Below are 17,804 nucleotides of genomic sequence, written 5' to 3'. Positions count from 1 at the left end.
CACAGCATCGAAAGGTGATCCATGACCACTTCCCCAACCAACATCTCACCCGAGAGTGGAACCGACGATGCGCGCTCCTTCGACACGCAGCAAGCTGAGGCCGATCGCCAGGCGGCATTGGAAGCCGCCCGCTGCAATGTGCGTTCGACGTTGGATCGCGAGAGCGGCACCGAGACCCCAAGCCTGAAACTGGCGAGGGAGTATCTCAGTCTCGGCGGGCGGCGCCGGTCCAAGATCGACGACAACATCACCACTGTTCGTCAATGGAATGAGGATCCCCCGGCGGCCGAACGCTTTTGGAAAGAGCGAGTGGAGACGCTTTCAAAGGATCAGCGCAAACAGGTGGAGGATTTTCTTCCGACCATCAACACGCCTTGAAGATGGCCGCCCGGCTCGTCGCCGCGCGCCAAATTGAGTAGCGAGGTCAGGTCGAAACTGGAGAAGATCATGGCCATAGATAAACACGAGCAGATACGCCGGCGCGCCTATGAAATCTGGGAAGCCGAAGGCCGCCCTGAAGGTTCGGACCTGCGTCACTGGATGCAAGCTTGCGACGAACTGGCTGGCGAAGACGAGCATGAGACGCTGCAAGACCTGCTTGATCAAGACGACAGAGATGATGCGGCCTTGCTGCAAGGAGCCGGGGAAAGCGGTGATCTCGATCCGCCGCGAGCCGACCTTGGTGTTGCCGGCTCCACGACGCCCGATATCGAGATAACAACCGGGGAGAACCCTTCCCGGCGAAAAATCAGAAGGACCGAAGGACCGTAACCGCCATGCAGCATCTCGACCATGCCATGCAAATCGCCTTAGAGGCGCATGAAGGGCAGGTGGACAAGACCGGGCGGCCATTCTTTGAGCATTGCCAGCGGGTCGCGCTTCTCGTGTCGGGAGACGAGGCGCGAACGGTTGCCTATCTTCACGACGTCGCCGAAAAAGGCAGTGGCTGGACGCTCGACAGGTTAAGGGAGGAAGGCTTCCCGCCGGCGATCATCTCTGCGGTGGATGCCTTGACGCGGCGGCCCGAGGAGCCTGACGACGAATTCGTCAGACGCGCCGCATCGAATTCGCTGGCCCTGCCAGTCAAACAGGCGGACCTTGAAGACAATCTCCGACAGGCCGAACAAGCCGGCAAGAAAACCGAAAAATACCAGCGCGGTCTGGATCTCCTGCACGACATCCGGAACGAACGCTAGGTCTGTTCGGGCGGTGCCGGCGAAAGTCCCGAAGAATGTCTGCCGTGCGTCCTCTTGCATCACCGGATATTTTCCGCCTCGCTCGCAACCATTCTTCAACCATAGAAAGCGGAGCACCCTGGTGCCGACCTGAGGTGAGGGTCGTGTTAACCGGTACGACCTATAGTCGCGTCCATGTGGATGAACGAGGGAACGGTCGTGTCCGGCGAACTGCACACAATCTTGGCAATGGATGGCACGTTGGCAGGCCTGCAGGGTGTCGGCGACACCCTCGAGCGACATGGTATCGTGCTGCGCGTTCACCTCGACCGAGCTGAGTTTCACGAATGCGCCGCCAAACGACCGCTGCCGGCGCTCATTCTGCTGGACGCCCTGTCGCCGGAGGGAGGTGGGCTCGAAGACTGCCGGCGTTTCAAATCAAAGCCTATAACGTGTGATATTCCAGTCATCATTCTGGTCTCGCCGGAGGACGAGGAGAGCCGGATCGGAGGGCTTGCCGCCGGTGCGGTGGATTGCGTTTCCAACCTTGTCTCCGCCGCGGAGCTCGTCGCCCGCATTAAGCGACATATCGAGCTCGGCGCAGTCCACGCGCGCCTGCAGCGGCGCAACGAGCAACTCGATACGGCACTTGCCAGCATGGGACAAGGCGTCTGCCTGTTCGACGAGGCCGGCCGGCTGCTGCTTTCAAACAACCGTTATGCCGAAGTCTACGGACTTGATCCCTCCGTCATCCATCCGGGACAGTCACTCAAGGACATCCTCAACCTGAGACAGGGGGTCGGCGCCGTTCCCGCCACCTCGACCTCGGAATATCTCGCCTGGGCCGAAGCGACCAATAGGGGCGATACGCCTCGGGATTGGATCAAGGAACTCAAGTCGGGCCAGATCATCCGCGGCTATCATCAGCGCACGTCGGACGGCGGATGGGTATCGACCCACGAGGATATCACGCAGGCCTGGCAGGCTGAAAAGGCCCTTGCGAAGGCGCATGTCCAGGCAGAACGCGCCGAGCAGGAGGCGCGGGCAGCGCATTCACGTCTTCTGGCGGCTTTCGAAGTCGTCCCGGAAGGTCTCGTCCTATTCGACGAGGAAGACCGCTTCGTCCTCTGGAACCAGAGATATGAGCAGCTTTACGCCGAAAGCGGCGATATGCTCGTAAAAGGCATGCGCTTCGAAGACCGCCTGCGTGCAGGCCTCGAGCGCGGCCAATATCCGGAAGCGGTCGGACGCGAAGAGGAATGGCTGGCGGAAAGGCTGGCCCATCATGCAAAGCCCACCAGCAAACACGAGCAACGCCTACCCGGAAACCGCTGGATACGGATCGAAGAACGCCAGATCTCCGAAGGCGGCAGCGTCGGCATACGTGTCGACATTACCGATCTCAAGATGCAGGAGGCGTCGTTCAGGCTGCTGTTCGAAGGCAACCCGATGCCGATGTGGGTTTACGATCATGAAACGTTGAGATTTCTCCACGTAAACCAAGCCGCCATCGATCACTACGGCTATCGTCTGGAGCAATTCCTGACGATGCGACTATCCGACATCGAGGCGCAGGAATCCAATCCGCCGCAGGCCGTCGTTTTCGATGTCGAGGATCCTGCGTCGTCCCGCTCTTGCCGCCATCTCAAGGGAGATGGCGCGGCCATCGAGGTCACCGTCTATTCCACCTGCTTGAACTACAAGGGCCAGGCGGCATCGCTGATGGCTGTCGTCGACGTCACCGAGGCCAAGCGCGCCGAAAAGGCATTGCTGCAGCACCGTGACACGCTTGAAGAGATGGTGCGCTCCCGCACGGTCGAACTGGCGCGGCAGACAGAAGAGCTCGAACGGATGCTCGAACAGGAAAAGCAGATCAACGAATTGCAGCGGCAGTTCGTCTCGATGGCGTCGCATGAATTCCGCACCCCGCTTGCGGTGATCGACGGCGCGGCGCAACGGCTCATTCGGCGCAAAGAGGCAGCGACGCCGGAGTTTCTTTGCGAAAAAGCCGATCAGATCCGCAGCTCGGTTTCGCGCATGCTCGAACTGATGGAAAGTATTCTTGCTGCCGGGCGGCTGGACCATGGCAGGATCACCATCGTGCACAAGCCGTGCTCGATCGCGGAAATCATCGAAATCTGCCGCGCCCGCCAGGAGAGCATCCGGCGCACCCACCGTTTTCTGCTTGACCTCGATCGGCTTCCTCCGACCATCTATGGGGATCATCCTGCGCTCGACCAGGTCTTCAGCAATCTCTTCTCGAACGCCGTGAAATACGCACCGGATTCGCCGAACGTCCACGTCACCGGATGGCAGGAAGGGGACAGCGTTTGCATCACTGTCCGCGACGAAGGCATCGGCATCGACGCCGATGACCTCCCGAAGATGTTCCAGCGTTATTTCCGCGCCAGAAGTTCCACGGGCATTGCCGGCACTGGCATCGGCCTTAATCTCGTCAAGCAGATCATCGAGCTTCACGGCGGATCGATAGAAGTGACAAGCAGCCGCGGGGACGGCACGACGTTTACGCTTCGGATTCCGATCGGCGCGGAGGTGCCAGATCAGTTGCGTGTCGCTGCCGGATAGGCAGACGGCATCTTCTCCGAGCGGCGGCGGCCTTCGCTGTTGGTCGCATTGTTTAGCGCTCGCCGCTGGGAGATGGAGGTTCAGAATGATCGATCGCCAACCCTTCGATCTCAAGACCTATGTGCGCGACATTGCGACGCGGCCATGCTTTATCTGCGGCTTGATCGAGAATGATCCGGCTTGTTTTCATCATCGTATTTTCGAAGACGATGAGACGATTATCTTCCTGAGCAAATATCAGACACTGCCCGGTTATTGCCTTGCCTGCCCGAGAGAACATCGGGAGGATTTGGCGCAAGACATGTCGACCGATGAGTATCTTCGACTGCAGGAGAAGGTGCACCTTTTGTCTCGTGCGCTGATAAGCGTCTTCGATGCTGAACGAATTTACGTGCTTTCGCTCGGCAGCCGGCAGGCCAATAGTCACTTGCATTTTCATGTCGTTCCTTTGCCTGCAGGTCTACCTCTTGAGAAGCAGCAATACCATGCGTTGATGGCGGAACATGGCGTTCTGCAGATGCCCGAAAATGAAATGGCGGAGCTGGCGCGGCGGATCGCTGAAGCATATCACGCAGAGGGGACTAATCGTTGTTAGACTTCACGTCGTTCGAGTGGCCCGAGGATGGTGATGCCTTCGTTGCGCGCCGCGTCCGCCATCTTTCGATCGGCTGTGGCCAGAGGCAGGCCATCCGCTTTCGCAAGGGCAACATAACTCGCGTCATATGCCGTGAGTGCATAGCGGTTTGCCAGATGAAGTATCAATCCGTCTCCTCCTGATCCGGCGTCCTCCAAGGACAGGCCCCGCAATTGCGTCATCAGCAGCACCGCTTCGCCGGATCGAAGCCGTCCACGTCGCTCCGCCATCAGAAACAGATTACGGGTTTCGAACCAGAACAAGGTCGGTACTAATCCAACCGTCGTGTTGAGATCGGACATAAGCCGGTCGGCAGCATCGTGCTGCTCATCAGGGAGAAACCACGCTGCGGCGATCGAGGCGTCAAGGACAAAGGTCATCAGTAACGTCGGCCTTCGTCACGCCACTCGCGGATTTCTTCCTGCGTCGTGAATTGACGGCTGGCACGTTGAGCTTTGATCTCGGCGATCAGTGCAGCGATATCGTTTTCGCGGCGAATGCGCGAAAGCCGAGCAACCGGCTTGTTGCCGCGGGAGATGATAACCTCTTCGCCGGCCTCGACCTTGGCGAGTAGTTCTGACAGATGGGTCTTTGCTTCAGCGACTTTGACTGTGACCGCCATGACGGCCTCCCCTGCTGTTGCGTTTATTGTCGAGCGGGGCCACAGCGGCCTGCCGATATCTTGAGCGATGATAGGCTTCGAATTGCAACTTGGTCAACCGCAAACCAACCTGCCTCGACAGCCTCAGGCCCGGAGTGCGAGACGGCGGAGGCAGGCTTTGAAGCTACTGCGGCAGAGCGAATGCCGGCACCCGAACGCTCTTCTCGCGGAAGTGCCGCTCCACTTCATCAAGATCCGGGCAGGCCGGCGAATTCTCCAGCGCCAGCACCCAATTCTCCTGAACCGGCAGAGCCAGTGCCGCGGTGACCAGCACGGTAGTTCCTGGGTCGATTTCGCCGTGCAACTGCGGCAGCAGGGTCTTGGCGTGGATGAGGTTGGTGTTGGGTATAGGGCTCATCGCATGGCCGGCTCTCGGCGAGTCGAGAGATCGACGATAGCGCTGATATCGATCTGGCCGTACCAGACGGCACGGCCCTCTGCCTGTTCGGATCGGTCGGCGTTGAAATTGGCGCGCTCGGCCGGTGCGGATCGATGAGATCGTCTTCTACCTCCGGGCGGATTTCCCGCATGATTCCTGGTGGGAAAAGGCAAGCGTCACCTTCTCGAACGGCAGGAGCTTTTCATTCCCGCTGGTGAAATCGGGTGCTGCGCAGCGCTTTGCGATAGAGCCGTGCATCATCGAATGGATGGAACTGCACGGCCTTGTAAAGGCTGAGGACAGTTCGCCCTTCCCGGCGCTGACGCAGATCGAAATCTGGGGGACGGAGGTGGCTGCCGTCGTCGCTGTCGAAGACGAGGCCGGGCACCGCCTTCCTCTTACGCTATGAGCCGAGGGCCGGCTTGGGCCGCGCCGCGCTCGGCGGGCTGTCATGCAGTCTGTTCCAGGCGCGACGCAGCTGCCGGGCCGAGCCGAAGCCGGCGCGCATCGCCACGGCCTCCATATCCAGCCGTGAACCGGCGAGCATCTCGCGGGCGAGCGCCACGCGCATACGGTTGACGAAATCCGTGACGCTCATGCCGGTATATTCGTTGAACAGCCGCGAGAGGTTTCGCGGGCTGGCGCCGCTGAGGCGCGCGAGCGAGGCGACCGACCAGTCGCGGGAGGGATCGGCAGCGACTGCGTCCTGGGCGCGATGGATGGCCGGATGGATATGGTTGCGGCCTTCGAGCCAGGGCGAAAGCTGCGGATCCGAGCCGCCGCGCCTGAGATAGACGACGAGATAGCGCGCCACCGCAAGCGCGCAGGCATGTCCCGCCGCTTCGGCAACAATGTGCAGCATGAGGTCTATACCGGCGGTGATGCCGGCGCTCGTCAGGCGCTCTCCATCCTCGACATAGAGCCGGTTGTCCCGGATGCGCGCGGTGGGCGCAAGCCTCGCCAGGTCCTCCATGCAGCCGTGATGGGTGGTGCATTCGCGGCCGTCGAGCATTCCGGCCTCGGCGGCGAGCAAGGCGCCCGAGCAGATCGAGGCCAGCCGAACCCCTGGACGAATGGCCCGCTTCAGCCAGGCGACGATCGCGGCCTGGGCGGCGCGCTCCTCTTCGTCCCACGGACGGTTGTTCTCCATCGGCGCGTCGGCGCTGCCGGCGATGACGACAAGCGCCTGGTCGGGCAATCGCTCCGGCAAGGCGGCGACGCCGGTCACGGCAAGGCCGATCGAGCTGCCGACCGTTGCCGAGGGGCCAATATAGGTGACGCTGAAACGCACCGCCGTCTGTTCGAGGTTCGCCTTGCGCAGCACTTCGATCGGGCCAGCGACATCGAGCAGCAGCACGCGCGGCGGCACGACGACGTAGACGGGAATATCGAAGGGCTGCGCTGTACCAGTCATGCCGCGAGTTGCTCTTCGCGCCCCGCCAGCGCCTGTTCGACCGTGGCGATCCGGGCGAAGCGGCCCGACAGCACCAGTTCCGTGCGGCCCCGGATTTCTCCGGCGCTCCAGGTGCGCCCCGCCGCGTCGGTCATCGGGAAGGTCAGAGTCGCTTCGCCGACATAGTCGACCTGATAGCCGAGATCCGAGGCGTGGCGCGTCGTGGTCTCGCAGCACTGTTCGGTGCGGATGCCGGAGACGATGATGCGACGAACACCATTCTTGGTGAGCCACACGTCGAGCCCGGAACCGACGAGCGCACTATGGCGGCTCTTCCTGAAGGTTGCTTCGGGAGCGATCCTGAGCGGGGCGAGCGTTTTGACGAAGCCGGAGCTTTCCGAAAACGGCCCGCTTCCATCGACATGAAAGATCTGGATGGCGGGTATTCCGTGGGCTGCGGCGCCGTCGATCAGAGACTGCTGGCGTTCGATATAGGCGGGTGCGAGGGCTTCATCCCAATAATCGCGCTGCCGGAAGGACTCCTGCGCGTCTATGACGAGAAGAATGGTTTCATGGCCGGACATTTTCTGCTCCATGGCGGTTAATCATGAAGCCATATTCGACGACATGAAGACAGAGGAAAATGCACGCGCCGGACAAATAGCGGACAGTTCGCGCCAATGGCGGCCGAAGGCGGCCTCGTGCCGGGAGCGGCGGGCGAGACACAACGCCATAGGCACGCTTCCGCCAGGCCCTCTGCCCGTGCTAAGGGGGACGGATGAGACTGCTTGTGGTGGAGGACAACAAGGAACTGGCGGCCTGGCTGGGCAAAGCCCTGCGGCAGGCGCAGTACACTATCGATATTGCCTATGACGGCGAGGACGCCGAGCATCTGCTCAAGGTGGCGGAATATTCAGCGATGATCCTCGATCTTGCGCTGCCCAAGCTTGACGGACTGACGCTTTTGAAGCGGCTGAGGCAATCGGGAAACAAGCTGCCGGTCATCATCCTGACCGCAAATGCGAGCCTGGACGGCCGTGTGGCAGGGCTCGACAGCGGCGCCGACGATTATCTCGCCAAGCCTTTCGAAATCGCCGAACTCGAGGCGAGAATCCGCGCGGTCGTCCGCCGCGGCCAGCACCGGGCGTCCTCGGAGATCACCGTCGGAAACCTGCGCTTTTCCGGCGGCACGCGGCAGTTTTTCGTCGCAGACGAACCGCTGCAACTGACGCCGCGGGAATATGCCGTTCTCGAACAGCTCGTCATGAAGCTCGGCACCACGGTCTCGAAAGCCGCCCTGTCGGAAAGCGTCTTCGGTTTCCATGATGAGGCCGATCCCAGCGCCATCGAAATTTACGTCCACAGGCTGCGCAAGAAGCTCGAAAACAGTTCGGTTCAGATCGCGACGCTGCGCGGGCTCGGCTATCTCCTCAGACATGTCCAATAGCGCCGTGACAAAGGCCGGCGGAACGATCGCGCGGCTCAGCCAGAGCCTGAGGGTGCAATTGCTCTGCTGGGTGCTGCTGACGCTCTTCGGCGCGATCGCCTTCAATCTCTACGACAGTTTCTGGTCGGCCGACGCGACGGCAAAGCTGGTGACGGATCGAACGCTTCTCGCCTCCGCCCGCGTCATCGCCGAGGCGGTACGCGTCGATGAGGGCGGCAATGTTCAGGTGGATGTGCCGCCGGCCGCGCTCGAGATGTTCGATACCGGCTTTGGCGACCGTGTATCCTATCAGGTCATCACCGCCTGGGGCAATCTGGTGAGCGGCTTTCCCGACCTGCCGCGGCCAGCCGTCCAGCGGGCGGGCGATGATCGCGCCTTCCACGGCGCCGATGTGCGTGTCATCATGCTCGACCATCCCGTCGTCGGTCTTCCCGATGACGGCACGATCTCGGTGACCGTCGCCGTGACCCACAACAGCCAGTACGCGATGCGACAGCAATTGTGGCTTTCGGATTTTTCGAAGCAGTTCGTGCTTGTCTTCGTCGCAAGCCTGGTGACCATCCTCGGGCTTCAGCGCGGCCTCGCGCCGGCGCTCAGGTTGCGGGACGCCGTGCGGCGGCGCGGGCGCAACCGCCTCGATCCGCTGCCGCCGGAGATGGTCCAGAGCGAATTACGCCCGCTCGTCCATGCGCTCAACGATTACATGGAGCGCGTCCAGAACCAGATGGCCGCGCAGCGGCGGTTCGTATCGAATGCGGCGCATCAGTTGAGGACGCCGCTCGCGCTGATTTCGACGCAGGCGAGCGTGGCATCCCGGGAGGATGATGCGGCCCGCCGCGACGAGGCGCTTGCAGCGCTGCGCACCAGCACACGGCAGATTTCGCGCCTCGCCAGCCAGCTTCTCACCTTGTCGCGAGCCGAGCCCGGCAGCCGGCGCCCCCGCAGCGACGCGACCGATCTCAGCAAGGCTGCCCGCGAGATCCTGGAGGCCTATGCCGAAGAGGCACTCAAGCGCAACATCGATCTCGGCCTGGAGGCGGACCGCTCCGCCATCGTGGCGGGTGACGGGACGATGCTGCGCGAAATGCTGGTCAATCTCATCGACAATGCGATCCGCTATAGCAAAGCCGATGGGCGAGTGACCGTCGCCGTCGGGAAGGAGAACGGCCACGCCGTCGTCACCGTCTGGGATAATGGGCCGGGGATTCCCGAAGGGGAGCGCGAGCAGGTTTTTGAACGGTTCTATCGGATCATGGGAACCGAAAGCGAAGGGAGCGGTCTCGGGCTTGCGATCGTTCGGGAGGTCGTCGAAGGCGCCGGAGGTTCGGTTTCGCTGAGCGATGCGGAGGGCGGCGGTCTCGTCGTGACCGTGCGGCTTCCGCTCGCTTGAACCGGCGACGCTCCAAATTGACAAAGGCCGGGCATGGAGCCCGGCCTTCGCTTCGATCTGCCTTGGGAGGAGGCGGATTTATTACTGCGTGTCGAGGTGCTGCTGCGGACGCCATTTTGCCAGGCGGTTCTCGATCAGCGTCATGATGTATTCGGCAAAAAGCGTGACGACCATGACGAGGAGGATGGCCGCGAACATGCCGGCTGCATCGAACGTGCCCTTTGCAATCGAGATCAACTGACCGATGCCGAAACGGGCGCCGACGAATTCGCCGACGATCGCGCCGATGATCGCGAAGCCGAAGGAGACGTGCAGGCTGGCGAAGATCCAGCTCATCGCTGAGGGAATGACCACCGTGCGCGTCACCTGCCAGTCGGAAGCGCCGAGGATGCGGGCATTGGCAATCATGTTGCGGTCGGCTTCGCGCACGCCCTGGAAGGCGTTGGCGAAGACGACGAAGAACACCATGATGAAGGCGAGCGCCACCTTGGACGGCAGGCCGAGACCCATGATCATGATGAAGATCGGGGCGAGCACCACGCGGGGGATCGAGTTGATTGCCTTGATGTAGACGGAGAAAATGTCCGACAGGAAGCGGTTGCGACCGAGGCCGATGCCGACGAAGACGCCGGTGATCGAGCCCGCAAAGAAGCCGATCAGTGCCTCTTCCATCGTCACCCACAGATTATACCAGAGCGATCCTTCGGTGGTGCCTTCGGTCGCCCATTCGTAAAGCCGCTCAACGACGCCGCTCGGGCTGGAATAGAAGAATGGGTCGATCCAGTTCATGTTGGAGGAAAGCTCCCACATGCCGATCACGAAGACCAGGATGGCGATCTGCCAGAAGCGCACCAGCGTGTTGCGCCGGCGTATCGCCTTCAGCGCGGAGGCTTCGATCTCGGCATCGGACGTGCCCGGGCGAAACAGAGTGGCCGAACCGGCCTCGAATGTGACGTGTGCCATGATATCCTCCGTCAGGCCGCTTCGCTTGCGCGGCGGTAGCTGGTCTCGACCTCTTCGCGCAGGTCTTCCCAGATCGTCTTGCAGTAGTCGATGAAGCTCTGCTCGTAGCGGATTTCCGATACGACGCGGGGGCGGGGAAGGTCGATCGGATAGACCGATTTCACCGTGGCCGGGCCGGCGGTCAGCACATAGACCTTGTCGGCAAGCGCCACGGCCTCTTCGAGATCGTGGGTGACGAACACCACAGACGCCTTGCGCTCGGCCCAGAGCTTCAGCAACTCTTCGTGCATGACCGTGCGGGTCTGCACGTCGAGCGCCGAGAAGGGCTCGTCCATCAGCAGGATTTCAGGTTCGTTGATGAAGGTCTGCGCCAGCGAGACACGCTTGCGCATGCCGCCGGAAAGCTGATGGGGATAATGGTGCAGAAACTTCGACAGGCCGACGCGGGCCAGCCAGTCGCGGGCGCTCTGTTCCGCCTCGGCGCGCGACTTGCCGCGAAACAGCGGGCCGGCCATGACATTGTCGATCACGTTCTTCCACGGGAAGAGCGCGTCGGTCTGGAACGCAAAGCCGACACGCGGGTCGATGCCGGTGATCGGCCCGCCCATCAGGCGGACTTCGCCGGCACTCGGGCGTGCGATGCCCGTCACGAGGTTGAGTGTCGTTGACTTGCCGCAGCCGGTGGGGCCGACGACGGCGACGAACTCGCCGCGGGCGACCGTCATGTTGAAATCGCGCAGGGCAGTGAGCGACTTGCCGGTCGGAGAGACGAAGCGCCGGCTGACATTGATCAACTCGATCGCCGGGGTCTGATTGTTGTCCTGTTGCATGGTGATACCTGAGGCGTGCTTAGGGGCGCGCACGCGATGCCCGTGATCGAACGGACGCCGCTTCCGCTCGGGAGCTGGAAGCGGCGCGGCGGCCTCACTTGACGTTCTTGACGAACTCGGTCGTGTAGGTCTTGGAAAGGTCGATCTGCTTGCCCTTGACGTTCTTGGAGAACTCCGAGAGCACGGCAAGCACGGTCTGCGGACCGTCTTCCGGCATCACGCCGTCAGGCGTGAACATGCCCTTGCCCTCGTCGAGAGCCTTGACGTAGCCGTCCTTGTCGCCGACGTAGAAATCCTTCGGCATCTTGTCGGCGATCTCGGCGGCGGAATGCGTATTGATGTACTTCAGCGTTTTGACGAAGGCGTTGGCAAGTTTCTGTGCCTCGTCCTTATGTTCCTCGACCCACGAAGTTTCCATGTAGAGCGAGGCAGCCGGGTAGGTTCCGCCGAGTGCCTTGCGGGTCGCTTCGACCGTGCGCATGTCGACGAGAACGCTCGCTTCGCCTGTTTTGATCAGGCGCGAGATCGTCGGCTCCGTCGTCATGCCGGCCTGGATCTGATCCTGCTGCATGGCGGCGATGAAGGTGCCGCCGGCGCCGACCGGAATGGTGACGACGTCGCCGGGCTTCAGGCCCGCCTTGGAGGCCATGAAGAGGGTGAGGAAGTTGGTGGAGGAGCCGAGACCGGTGACGCCGAGGCTCTTGCCCTTGAAGTCGGCGGGCGACTTGATGTCGGGGTGCTTGCTCGAAACCATCTCGACCTCGCCAGGCGCCTGGCTGAACTGAACGATGGATTCGACGAACTTGCCCTTGGCCTGCAGGTCCACACAGTGGTCGTAGAAGCCGACGACACCCTGCACGGCGCCTGCCAGAAGCTGGTTTTCGGCATCGACGCCAGCCGCTTCGTTCAGCAGCTCGACGTCGAGACCTTCGTCCTTGAAGTAGCCCAGGGATTCAGCCAGCTTGGCCGGCAAATAGATCTGCTTTTCATAGCCGCCGACCATGATGGTGATCTTGTCGGCCGCGTGGGCGGCGCCTGACGTGAACGAGGCTGCGGCGAGAAGCGCGGAAAAAGCGACGGTGTGAAAAAGGCTGCGTGAAGAACGCATTGATATCTCCTCCTGATGGTTTACCCGCATCGTCGTCTCGTCACCTTGACCCGTGTCTCCTCCACGATGCTGCCCTTTCCTAAGACGTCGAAGCTTTCAACTAGCTTTCAGCCGCAGACAGGTTAACAGCCCGTCCATCCATCACGCCGATATGAGCTGCGCACGTCCCTTACCATAACGCGGCTGCGCAATCGGCCATTTGCTCGCGGCAGCCGGGATAGCGGTTGGTCTGGTGATGTCTGCTGCAGCGCTCTGCGTTAGCCTCAGCTCGTAAAACTTCGCAGATCCTTCAGCAGGTTGCGATACCTGGCCTGGCTGCCGACCAGATGCTCACGCATGGCGTTGCGGGCCGCCTGATCGTCCCTGTCGGAGATCGCCACGATGATCGCTTCATGTTCCCGGTGAATGAGCTTGCGGTAGGCGGTCTGTTCGGCCGCCCTTGTTTCCGGAACGACCCTCGATTGCGGGATGATCGCCGAGCCTTGAGACTCCAGGAAGTGCTTGAACAGCGGATTGTTCGTCGCCTCGGCGATCGCGACATGGAGTTCCAGATCCGCCTCGCGGATGGACTGATCGGTCTCGATGCAGTGGAGGATTTTCCGATGGCATTCGAAGATCGCTTCCTCCTGCGCCGGCGAGCGGCGCAGCGCGGCGAGCCCCGCCGCCTCGATTTCGACAGGTGTGCGGATCTCCAGCACTTCCAGATCGGAGGCGACGCGGGCCTTGTCGACTTTCCGGCCCGACAGCGCCGCGTCGGGGCTGATCACGAAGATGCCCGCGCCCTGGCGCACCTCGACCAGCCCGTCGGAGCGAAGGGCTGCCACGGCTTCGCGCACCACGGTCCGGCTGACGCTGTGCGTCTCGGTCAGTTCATGCTCGCTCGGAAGCTTGTCGCCGGCGGCGTACTGGCCGCTGAGGATCGCTTGCCGCAGGCTTTCGCCAACCTGTGAGACCAGAGACCCCGAGCCCCTGCTGCGATCCTTCCCCTGCATAGCCACGCCTCGATCCCCGCATCGGCTTCGATCCCGCCGGCCAGGGCCGCGACATCCCGAAATTACGATTCATCACACATGCATGACAAATCTTGTGATCTTTCAATGGACGCACAATTGTGGGTGCTTGCCGATTTTGGCGGTAGGGTGCCCCGTTGCATATGATCTGAGTTATTCGCTATGATTGCGATGGTCGATAAGAGAGCTGCGATGGGAACCAGAATCCCGGCTGAACAGGTTTCGCTTCCGCCTGTGCAGGAAAGCGCCGCAGTTTGACTCTTGAAGCACTGGTTGATGTGGACGAGGGCAAGACTGTCGATCACGGGTTGATGCAAGCATGGGCTGATAGCCTCGATGATGATCGGCCTCTTCCCTGGCCTCGCAAGGAAGTTTAGGCCAGCGCCTTATAGCCGCTTTGTCGACTCCCCACGCACGAATCTCGGCGTCAGGATGAAATCCTGCGGCGGCTCGGCGGCGGCCTCGGGGCTTGCGATCCTGGCCAACAGGCGCTGTGCAGCCAGTTCCCCGAGCTTCTGCGCATCCTGCACGACCATGGTGATGCGCGGCGTGATGACGTTGCTCCAGGGCACGTCGTCGACCATTGCCAGCGATACGTCGTCGGGACAGCGAAAGCCCATCTCCTGCATCACTTGCAAGGTTGCCAGCCCCATCATGTTGTTGGCGCCGATGATCGCGGTCGGGCGATCGCGGCGGGTGAGCAGGCGCATCGCCTGCGTGTGGCCGCCGCTCCTGGTATAGCCGCCCTCGACCACGAGTGAAGGATCGACGTCGACGCCGGCGCCCGCCATCGTATCCATGAAGCCCTTCAGGCGTTCGTCGGCGGTGTGCAGGCCGCTCGGGCCGGAGATGAAGGCAATGCGCCGGTGGCCGAGCTGCAGCAGGTGCTCGGTCAGGATCGTCGTCGTCAGCGGATTGTCGGAGCCGACGAAATCGCGTTCGGCGCCCTCCACCTTCTGGTCGAACATGACGATCGGCGTCTTGAACTCGCGCAGGAAGCTTGCGTATTCCTCGCCGCGCCCGTTTGCCGCCAAAGCGATGCCGGCGATCTTCTGCGCCTGCAGCCGCTCCAAGAGCGCCCGTTCGAGATCGGCCCTGCCGGAGGAGTCGGCGATCAGCACGAAATAGCCGTGGTCGAGCGCCTGGTGCTCGATCTCGCGGCGGATGTCGCCGAAGAACATGTTGCCGAGATTGGCCGACACGAAGCCGATCAGCGAACTGCGCCCGCGCGCCAGCGTCTGGGCCACCGGATCGATGCGGTAGCCGGTCGATTGTATCGCCTGCCGGATGCGGTCGAGCGTCTCGGCGCCGACCCGCTTCGGGCTGTTGAGCGCGAGCGAGACGGTCGAGATCGAAACCCCCGCCAGGCGCGCGACATCTCGTATGGTCGTCATGGTTATCGAACCGGTTCTAAAGCTTTCTTTTGTCAGATTTTATCCGCCGTTGCAACAGAACCTGGCGAAATGACTACTTCTGAGCCGGCTCTTTCGGAGTTTGCGAATTGTGAATTTCGGCTTGACATGCGCTGGATCCAGGACGATGTTCAGTCACCGAACCGGTTCGACATGAGGTGGGGCCGGAAAACAGGGAGGAGAAAACCTGTGACGAGTTCGGAGCGCCAGCCTGAAAATTCGGTGTCGGGAGCGGGTAAGCACGCCTGGTTCAGCCATGATCGTCTTGGCATGTTCATCCATTGGGGTCTCTATGCCCTCGGAGCGCGGCATGAGTGGCTGAAGAACCGAGAAGAGCTGACTGACCACCATTACCAGCGCTATTTCGATAATTTCGATCCCGATCTTTACGATCCGAAGGAATGGGCGCGCCGCGCGCGTCTTGCCGGCATGAAATATGTCGTGGTTACGACCAAGCATCATGAGGGCTTCTGCCTCTGGGACAGCAAGGTGACCGACTACAAGGCGCCGAACACGCCTTGCGGCAGGGACCTGCTGACGCCGCTGGTCGAGGCCTTCCGCGCCGAGGGACTGAAGATCGGCTTCTATTACTCGCTGCTCGACTGGCACCATCCCGATTTCCCGATCGACGTCCACCACCCCTTGCGCAATCATCCGGAAGTCGAGGCGCTGAATGCCGGCCGCAACATCGTCAATTACGCCGCCTATATGCGCGAACAGGTGCGCGAGCTTCTGACCGGCTTCGGCCGCATCGACATCATCTGGTTTGATTTCAGCTATCCCCGCCGTGAATATCGCGGCCTGCCCGGCAAGGGGCGCGCAGACTGGGAGAGCGAACGGCTGCTGGAGCTGGTGCGCGAGCTGCAACCCGAAATTATCGTCAACAACCGCCTCGATCTGCCGTCGGGCAAGCTGCCCGACATCACGACGCCGGAGCAATATACGCCGCGCGTGGCGCCGGCTCTTGCGAGTCAGGGCGTGCTCTGGGAAGCCTGCCACACCTTCAGCGGTTCCTGGGGCTATCATCGCGACGAGGACAGCTGGAAGAGCCCGGAACAGATCATCCAGCTGCTCATCGATTCCGTCGCGCTCGGCGGCAACCTGCTGATGAATGTCGGCCCGACCGGCCGCGGCACGTTCGATGCCCGCGCCATCGCCGCACTCGAGGTCTACCAGAACTGGATGGCGGTCAATGCCCGGTCGATCTACGGAGCCGGTCCGTCCCAATTTCCGGTGCCGGCCGGCTGCCGCTACACCCAGCGCGGCAACCGCCTCTACCTGCATGTCTACAACTGGCCTTACCGCCACATCCATATCGAAGGTCTCGCCGACAGGATCGCATATGCGCAATTCCTGCACGACGCCAGCGAGGTGCGCTGGCTCAGCCACACCAGGGATGTGGATTCCAATATCGGCGTGATGGTGCCGGAAGGCATGATCACGCTCGAACTGCCGGTGCGGCGACCCGACGTTACCGTCCCGGTGATCGAGATCGTCCTCAAGGCGTAGTCGATCGCACTTGCGTGTTCATTGCGTCATGGAGGAGGAGAAACCCATGAAGGTTCTGAAAAAAACGCTTTTGCTTGCCGCAATTAGCGGCAGCCTCTTTGCCACAGCCGCCTCGGCCGAGCAGATCAACCTGACCTGGCAGATGTGGACCGGCTCCGATGCCGATACCAAAGGCTGGCAGCACCTGGCCGACATGGTGAACGCCAAATATCCCGATATCAAGGTGACGCTGACGACGACGGGCTGGGTCGACTACTGGACGCGGCTGCCGGTGCTGGCGGCGTCGGGGCAGCTCGCCGACATCGTGTCCATGCAGTCGCTGCGCATGCCGAATTTCTATTCGCTGCTCGAGCCGCTGAACGACCGAATCGCGGCCGACAAATTCGACGTCGGGGCCTTCACCCCCTCGATCATCGGCGGCATGTCCGTCGACAAGCAGCTCTACGGCCTGCCCTATGACGTCGGTCCGTGGGTCATCTACTATAACCAGGACGCGCTCCAAGCCGCCGGTATTCATTTACCGAAGCCGGGCTGGACGCTTGCCGAGTTTACCGATGCCGCCAAGAAGCTGACGAAGGACGGAAAGTACGGCTTCGGCATCACCCCGCAGAACTATTCGGTCCTGGCCTCGGCCTGGGGCGATAGATACGTCAACGATGCCGGTGAGCTCGACCTCACCAATCGGAGCGCCATTGCCGCTGCCGAGAGGGTGATCGGCTTTGCCGCCAAGGACAAGGTCGCGCCGCTGGTGCCGTCGAGTGCCGATGCCGGCACGGTCATCCAGGGCCGCTTCTATTCTGGCAATGTCGCCATGTATATCGACGGTCCGTGGTCAATCATCGGCATGAAGGACAAGGTCAAGTTCAAGGTTGGTTCCACCACCCTGCCGCGCGCAGACGGAGAGCTTACGGCCGTCACTGCGGGCTCCGGTTTTGGCATTGCCAGGACGAGCAAGAACAAGGACGCGGCCTGGAAGGCGATCCAGGTGCTGACCAGCCCTGAGGCGCTGCAGTACCTCGCCGAACAGGGCCGGGCGCTGCCGGCGCGTACGGCCTCGCAATCCTCCTGGTACAAGGTGGCGGCCAAGGACATCACCAATGGCGGCGAGGCGCTCGATTATTCGCTAGCGCATTCGGTGCCCTATGCGATCACGAACAACTGGGCGGCCGTGGAAAATCTCTTCAACCAGTATTTCCCGCCCGCCTTCGGCGGTAGCGCCGACGCCAAGCAGACGATGGAGTCCATCCAGAGCCTCGCGCAGCAATAGAGCGTGCCGTGCTAGAGCGCGGCGGCGGGAGCTGCCGCGC

At 61.9% G+C, this 17,804-nt stretch carries 18 protein-coding genes and 2 pseudogenes; 10 read left to right on the top strand and 10 right to left on the bottom strand.

All coding sequences use genetic code 11. The features are described from left to right. Positions 1-21: 21 nt before the first annotated feature. From HJB91_RS22590 to HJB91_RS22570, 5 genes are all read left to right on the top strand, one after another. Positions 22-378 (top strand): hypothetical protein, encoded by a 357-nt coding sequence (locus HJB91_RS22590; RefSeq protein WP_210631789.1) that lies wholly within the window; start codon positions 22-24, stop codon positions 376-378. Positions 379-447: 69 nt separating this feature from the next. Continuing rightward, entirely contained in the window at positions 448-771 is a 324-nt protein-coding gene (locus tag HJB91_RS22585) for a DUF2934 domain-containing protein (protein ID WP_210631790.1), read from the top strand. A 5-nt stretch (positions 772-776) separates the two neighbouring features. Further along, the gene (locus HJB91_RS22580) at positions 777-1,196 is read left to right on the top strand and encodes an HD domain-containing protein (RefSeq protein WP_210631791.1); all 420 of its coding nucleotides are present in this window, start codon (positions 777-779) and stop codon (positions 1,194-1,196) included. A 198-nt stretch (positions 1,197-1,394) separates the two neighbouring features. Continuing rightward, the gene (locus tag HJB91_RS22575; RefSeq protein ID WP_405048800.1) at positions 1,395-3,761 is read left to right on the top strand and encodes a PAS-domain containing protein; all 2,367 of its coding nucleotides are present in this window, start codon (positions 1,395-1,397) and stop codon (positions 3,759-3,761) included. A gap of 85 nt (positions 3,762-3,846) precedes the next feature. Next, positions 3,847-4,356, top strand: a complete 510-nt coding sequence (locus tag HJB91_RS22570) for an HIT family protein (RefSeq protein WP_221123432.1) — start codon at positions 3,847-3,849, stop codon at positions 4,354-4,356. Here HJB91_RS22570 and HJB91_RS22565 read toward each other — a convergent pair. From HJB91_RS22565 to HJB91_RS22555, 3 genes and pseudogenes are all read right to left on the bottom strand, one after another. Next, positions 4,353-4,775 (bottom strand): type II toxin-antitoxin system VapC family toxin, encoded by a 423-nt coding sequence (locus tag HJB91_RS22565; protein WP_210631793.1) that lies wholly within the window; start codon positions 4,773-4,775, stop codon positions 4,353-4,355. The genes HJB91_RS22570 and HJB91_RS22565 overlap by 4 nt on opposite strands. Then, positions 4,775-5,017 (bottom strand): type II toxin-antitoxin system Phd/YefM family antitoxin, encoded by a 243-nt coding sequence (locus HJB91_RS22560; RefSeq protein WP_210631794.1) that lies wholly within the window; start codon positions 5,015-5,017, stop codon positions 4,775-4,777. Before HJB91_RS22560 ends, HJB91_RS22565 begins: the two co-directional genes overlap by 1 nt. Before the next feature lie 163 nt (positions 5,018-5,180). Continuing rightward, positions 5,181-5,533 (bottom strand): annotated as a pseudogene (locus HJB91_RS22555) (hypothetical protein); the annotation flags it as partial. Here HJB91_RS22555 and HJB91_RS22550 point away from each other — a divergent pair. Then, a pseudogene (locus HJB91_RS22550) lies at positions 5,533-5,844 on the top strand (carbohydrate-binding protein); the annotation flags it as partial. The pseudogenes HJB91_RS22555 and HJB91_RS22550 overlap by 1 nt on opposite strands. Here the strand turns inward: HJB91_RS22550 and HJB91_RS22545 are convergent. Further along, positions 5,839-6,849 (bottom strand): GlxA family transcriptional regulator, encoded by a 1,011-nt coding sequence (locus tag HJB91_RS22545; protein ID WP_210631795.1) that lies wholly within the window; start codon positions 6,847-6,849, stop codon positions 5,839-5,841. The pseudogene HJB91_RS22550 and the gene HJB91_RS22545 overlap by 6 nt on opposite strands. Further along, positions 6,846-7,424 (bottom strand): isochorismatase family protein, encoded by a 579-nt coding sequence (locus HJB91_RS22540; RefSeq protein ID WP_221147363.1) that lies wholly within the window; start codon positions 7,422-7,424, stop codon positions 6,846-6,848. Before HJB91_RS22540 ends, HJB91_RS22545 begins: the two co-directional genes overlap by 4 nt. A 182-nt stretch (positions 7,425-7,606) precedes the next feature. Here HJB91_RS22540 and HJB91_RS22535 point away from each other — a divergent pair, with 182 nt between their 5' ends. Beyond that, positions 7,607-8,275 (top strand): response regulator, encoded by a 669-nt coding sequence (locus tag HJB91_RS22535; RefSeq protein WP_210631797.1) that lies wholly within the window; start codon positions 7,607-7,609, stop codon positions 8,273-8,275. Continuing rightward, complete coding sequence (locus tag HJB91_RS22530; protein ID WP_210631798.1) at positions 8,265-9,665, top strand: sensor histidine kinase; 1,401 nt, start codon at positions 8,265-8,267, stop codon at positions 9,663-9,665. The genes HJB91_RS22535 and HJB91_RS22530 overlap by 11 nt, the downstream gene beginning before the upstream one ends. 81 nt (positions 9,666-9,746) lie before the next feature. Here HJB91_RS22530 and HJB91_RS22525 read toward each other — a convergent pair whose 3' ends face one another. The 5 genes from HJB91_RS22525 to HJB91_RS22505 form a co-directional block, all read right to left on the bottom strand. After that, positions 9,747-10,628 (bottom strand): ABC transporter permease, encoded by an 882-nt coding sequence (locus HJB91_RS22525; RefSeq protein ID WP_210631799.1) that lies wholly within the window; start codon positions 10,626-10,628, stop codon positions 9,747-9,749. 11 nt (positions 10,629-10,639) lie between these two features. Continuing rightward, a complete protein-coding gene (locus tag HJB91_RS22520) occupies positions 10,640-11,458 on the bottom strand; it encodes an ABC transporter ATP-binding protein (protein ID WP_221155925.1) in 819 nt (272 codons plus the stop codon). Between the two features lie 94 nt (positions 11,459-11,552). After that, a complete protein-coding gene (locus tag HJB91_RS22515; protein WP_221147366.1) occupies positions 11,553-12,566 on the bottom strand; it encodes an ABC transporter substrate-binding protein in 1,014 nt (337 codons plus the stop codon). A 263-nt stretch (positions 12,567-12,829) separates the two neighbouring features. After that, complete coding sequence (locus HJB91_RS22510) at positions 12,830-13,558, bottom strand: FadR/GntR family transcriptional regulator (RefSeq protein ID WP_210632199.1); 729 nt, start codon at positions 13,556-13,558, stop codon at positions 12,830-12,832. A 404-nt stretch (positions 13,559-13,962) separates the two neighbouring features. Beyond that, complete coding sequence (locus HJB91_RS22505) at positions 13,963-14,970, bottom strand: LacI family DNA-binding transcriptional regulator (RefSeq protein ID WP_210631802.1); 1,008 nt, start codon at positions 14,968-14,970, stop codon at positions 13,963-13,965. 207 nt (positions 14,971-15,177) lie between these two features. Between HJB91_RS22505 and HJB91_RS22500 the strand changes: the two genes are divergently transcribed. Both HJB91_RS22500 and HJB91_RS22495 read left to right on the top strand, forming a co-directional pair. Next, the gene (locus HJB91_RS22500; RefSeq protein ID WP_210631803.1) at positions 15,178-16,497 is read left to right on the top strand and encodes an alpha-L-fucosidase; all 1,320 of its coding nucleotides are present in this window, start codon (positions 15,178-15,180) and stop codon (positions 16,495-16,497) included. Positions 16,498-16,543: 46 nt separating this feature from the next. Beyond that, the gene (locus HJB91_RS22495) at positions 16,544-17,764 is read left to right on the top strand and encodes a sugar ABC transporter substrate-binding protein (protein ID WP_210631804.1); all 1,221 of its coding nucleotides are present in this window, start codon (positions 16,544-16,546) and stop codon (positions 17,762-17,764) included. Positions 17,765-17,804 lie beyond the last annotated feature (40 nt).

Source organism: Rhizobium sp. NLR10b (assembly GCF_019685435.1).
In the GTDB taxonomy this organism is placed as follows: Bacteria; Pseudomonadota; Alphaproteobacteria; order Rhizobiales; family Rhizobiaceae; genus Rhizobium.
The sequence above is the reverse complement of the archived record's forward strand: the minus strand, read 5'-3'. Positions and strand labels throughout refer to the sequence as shown.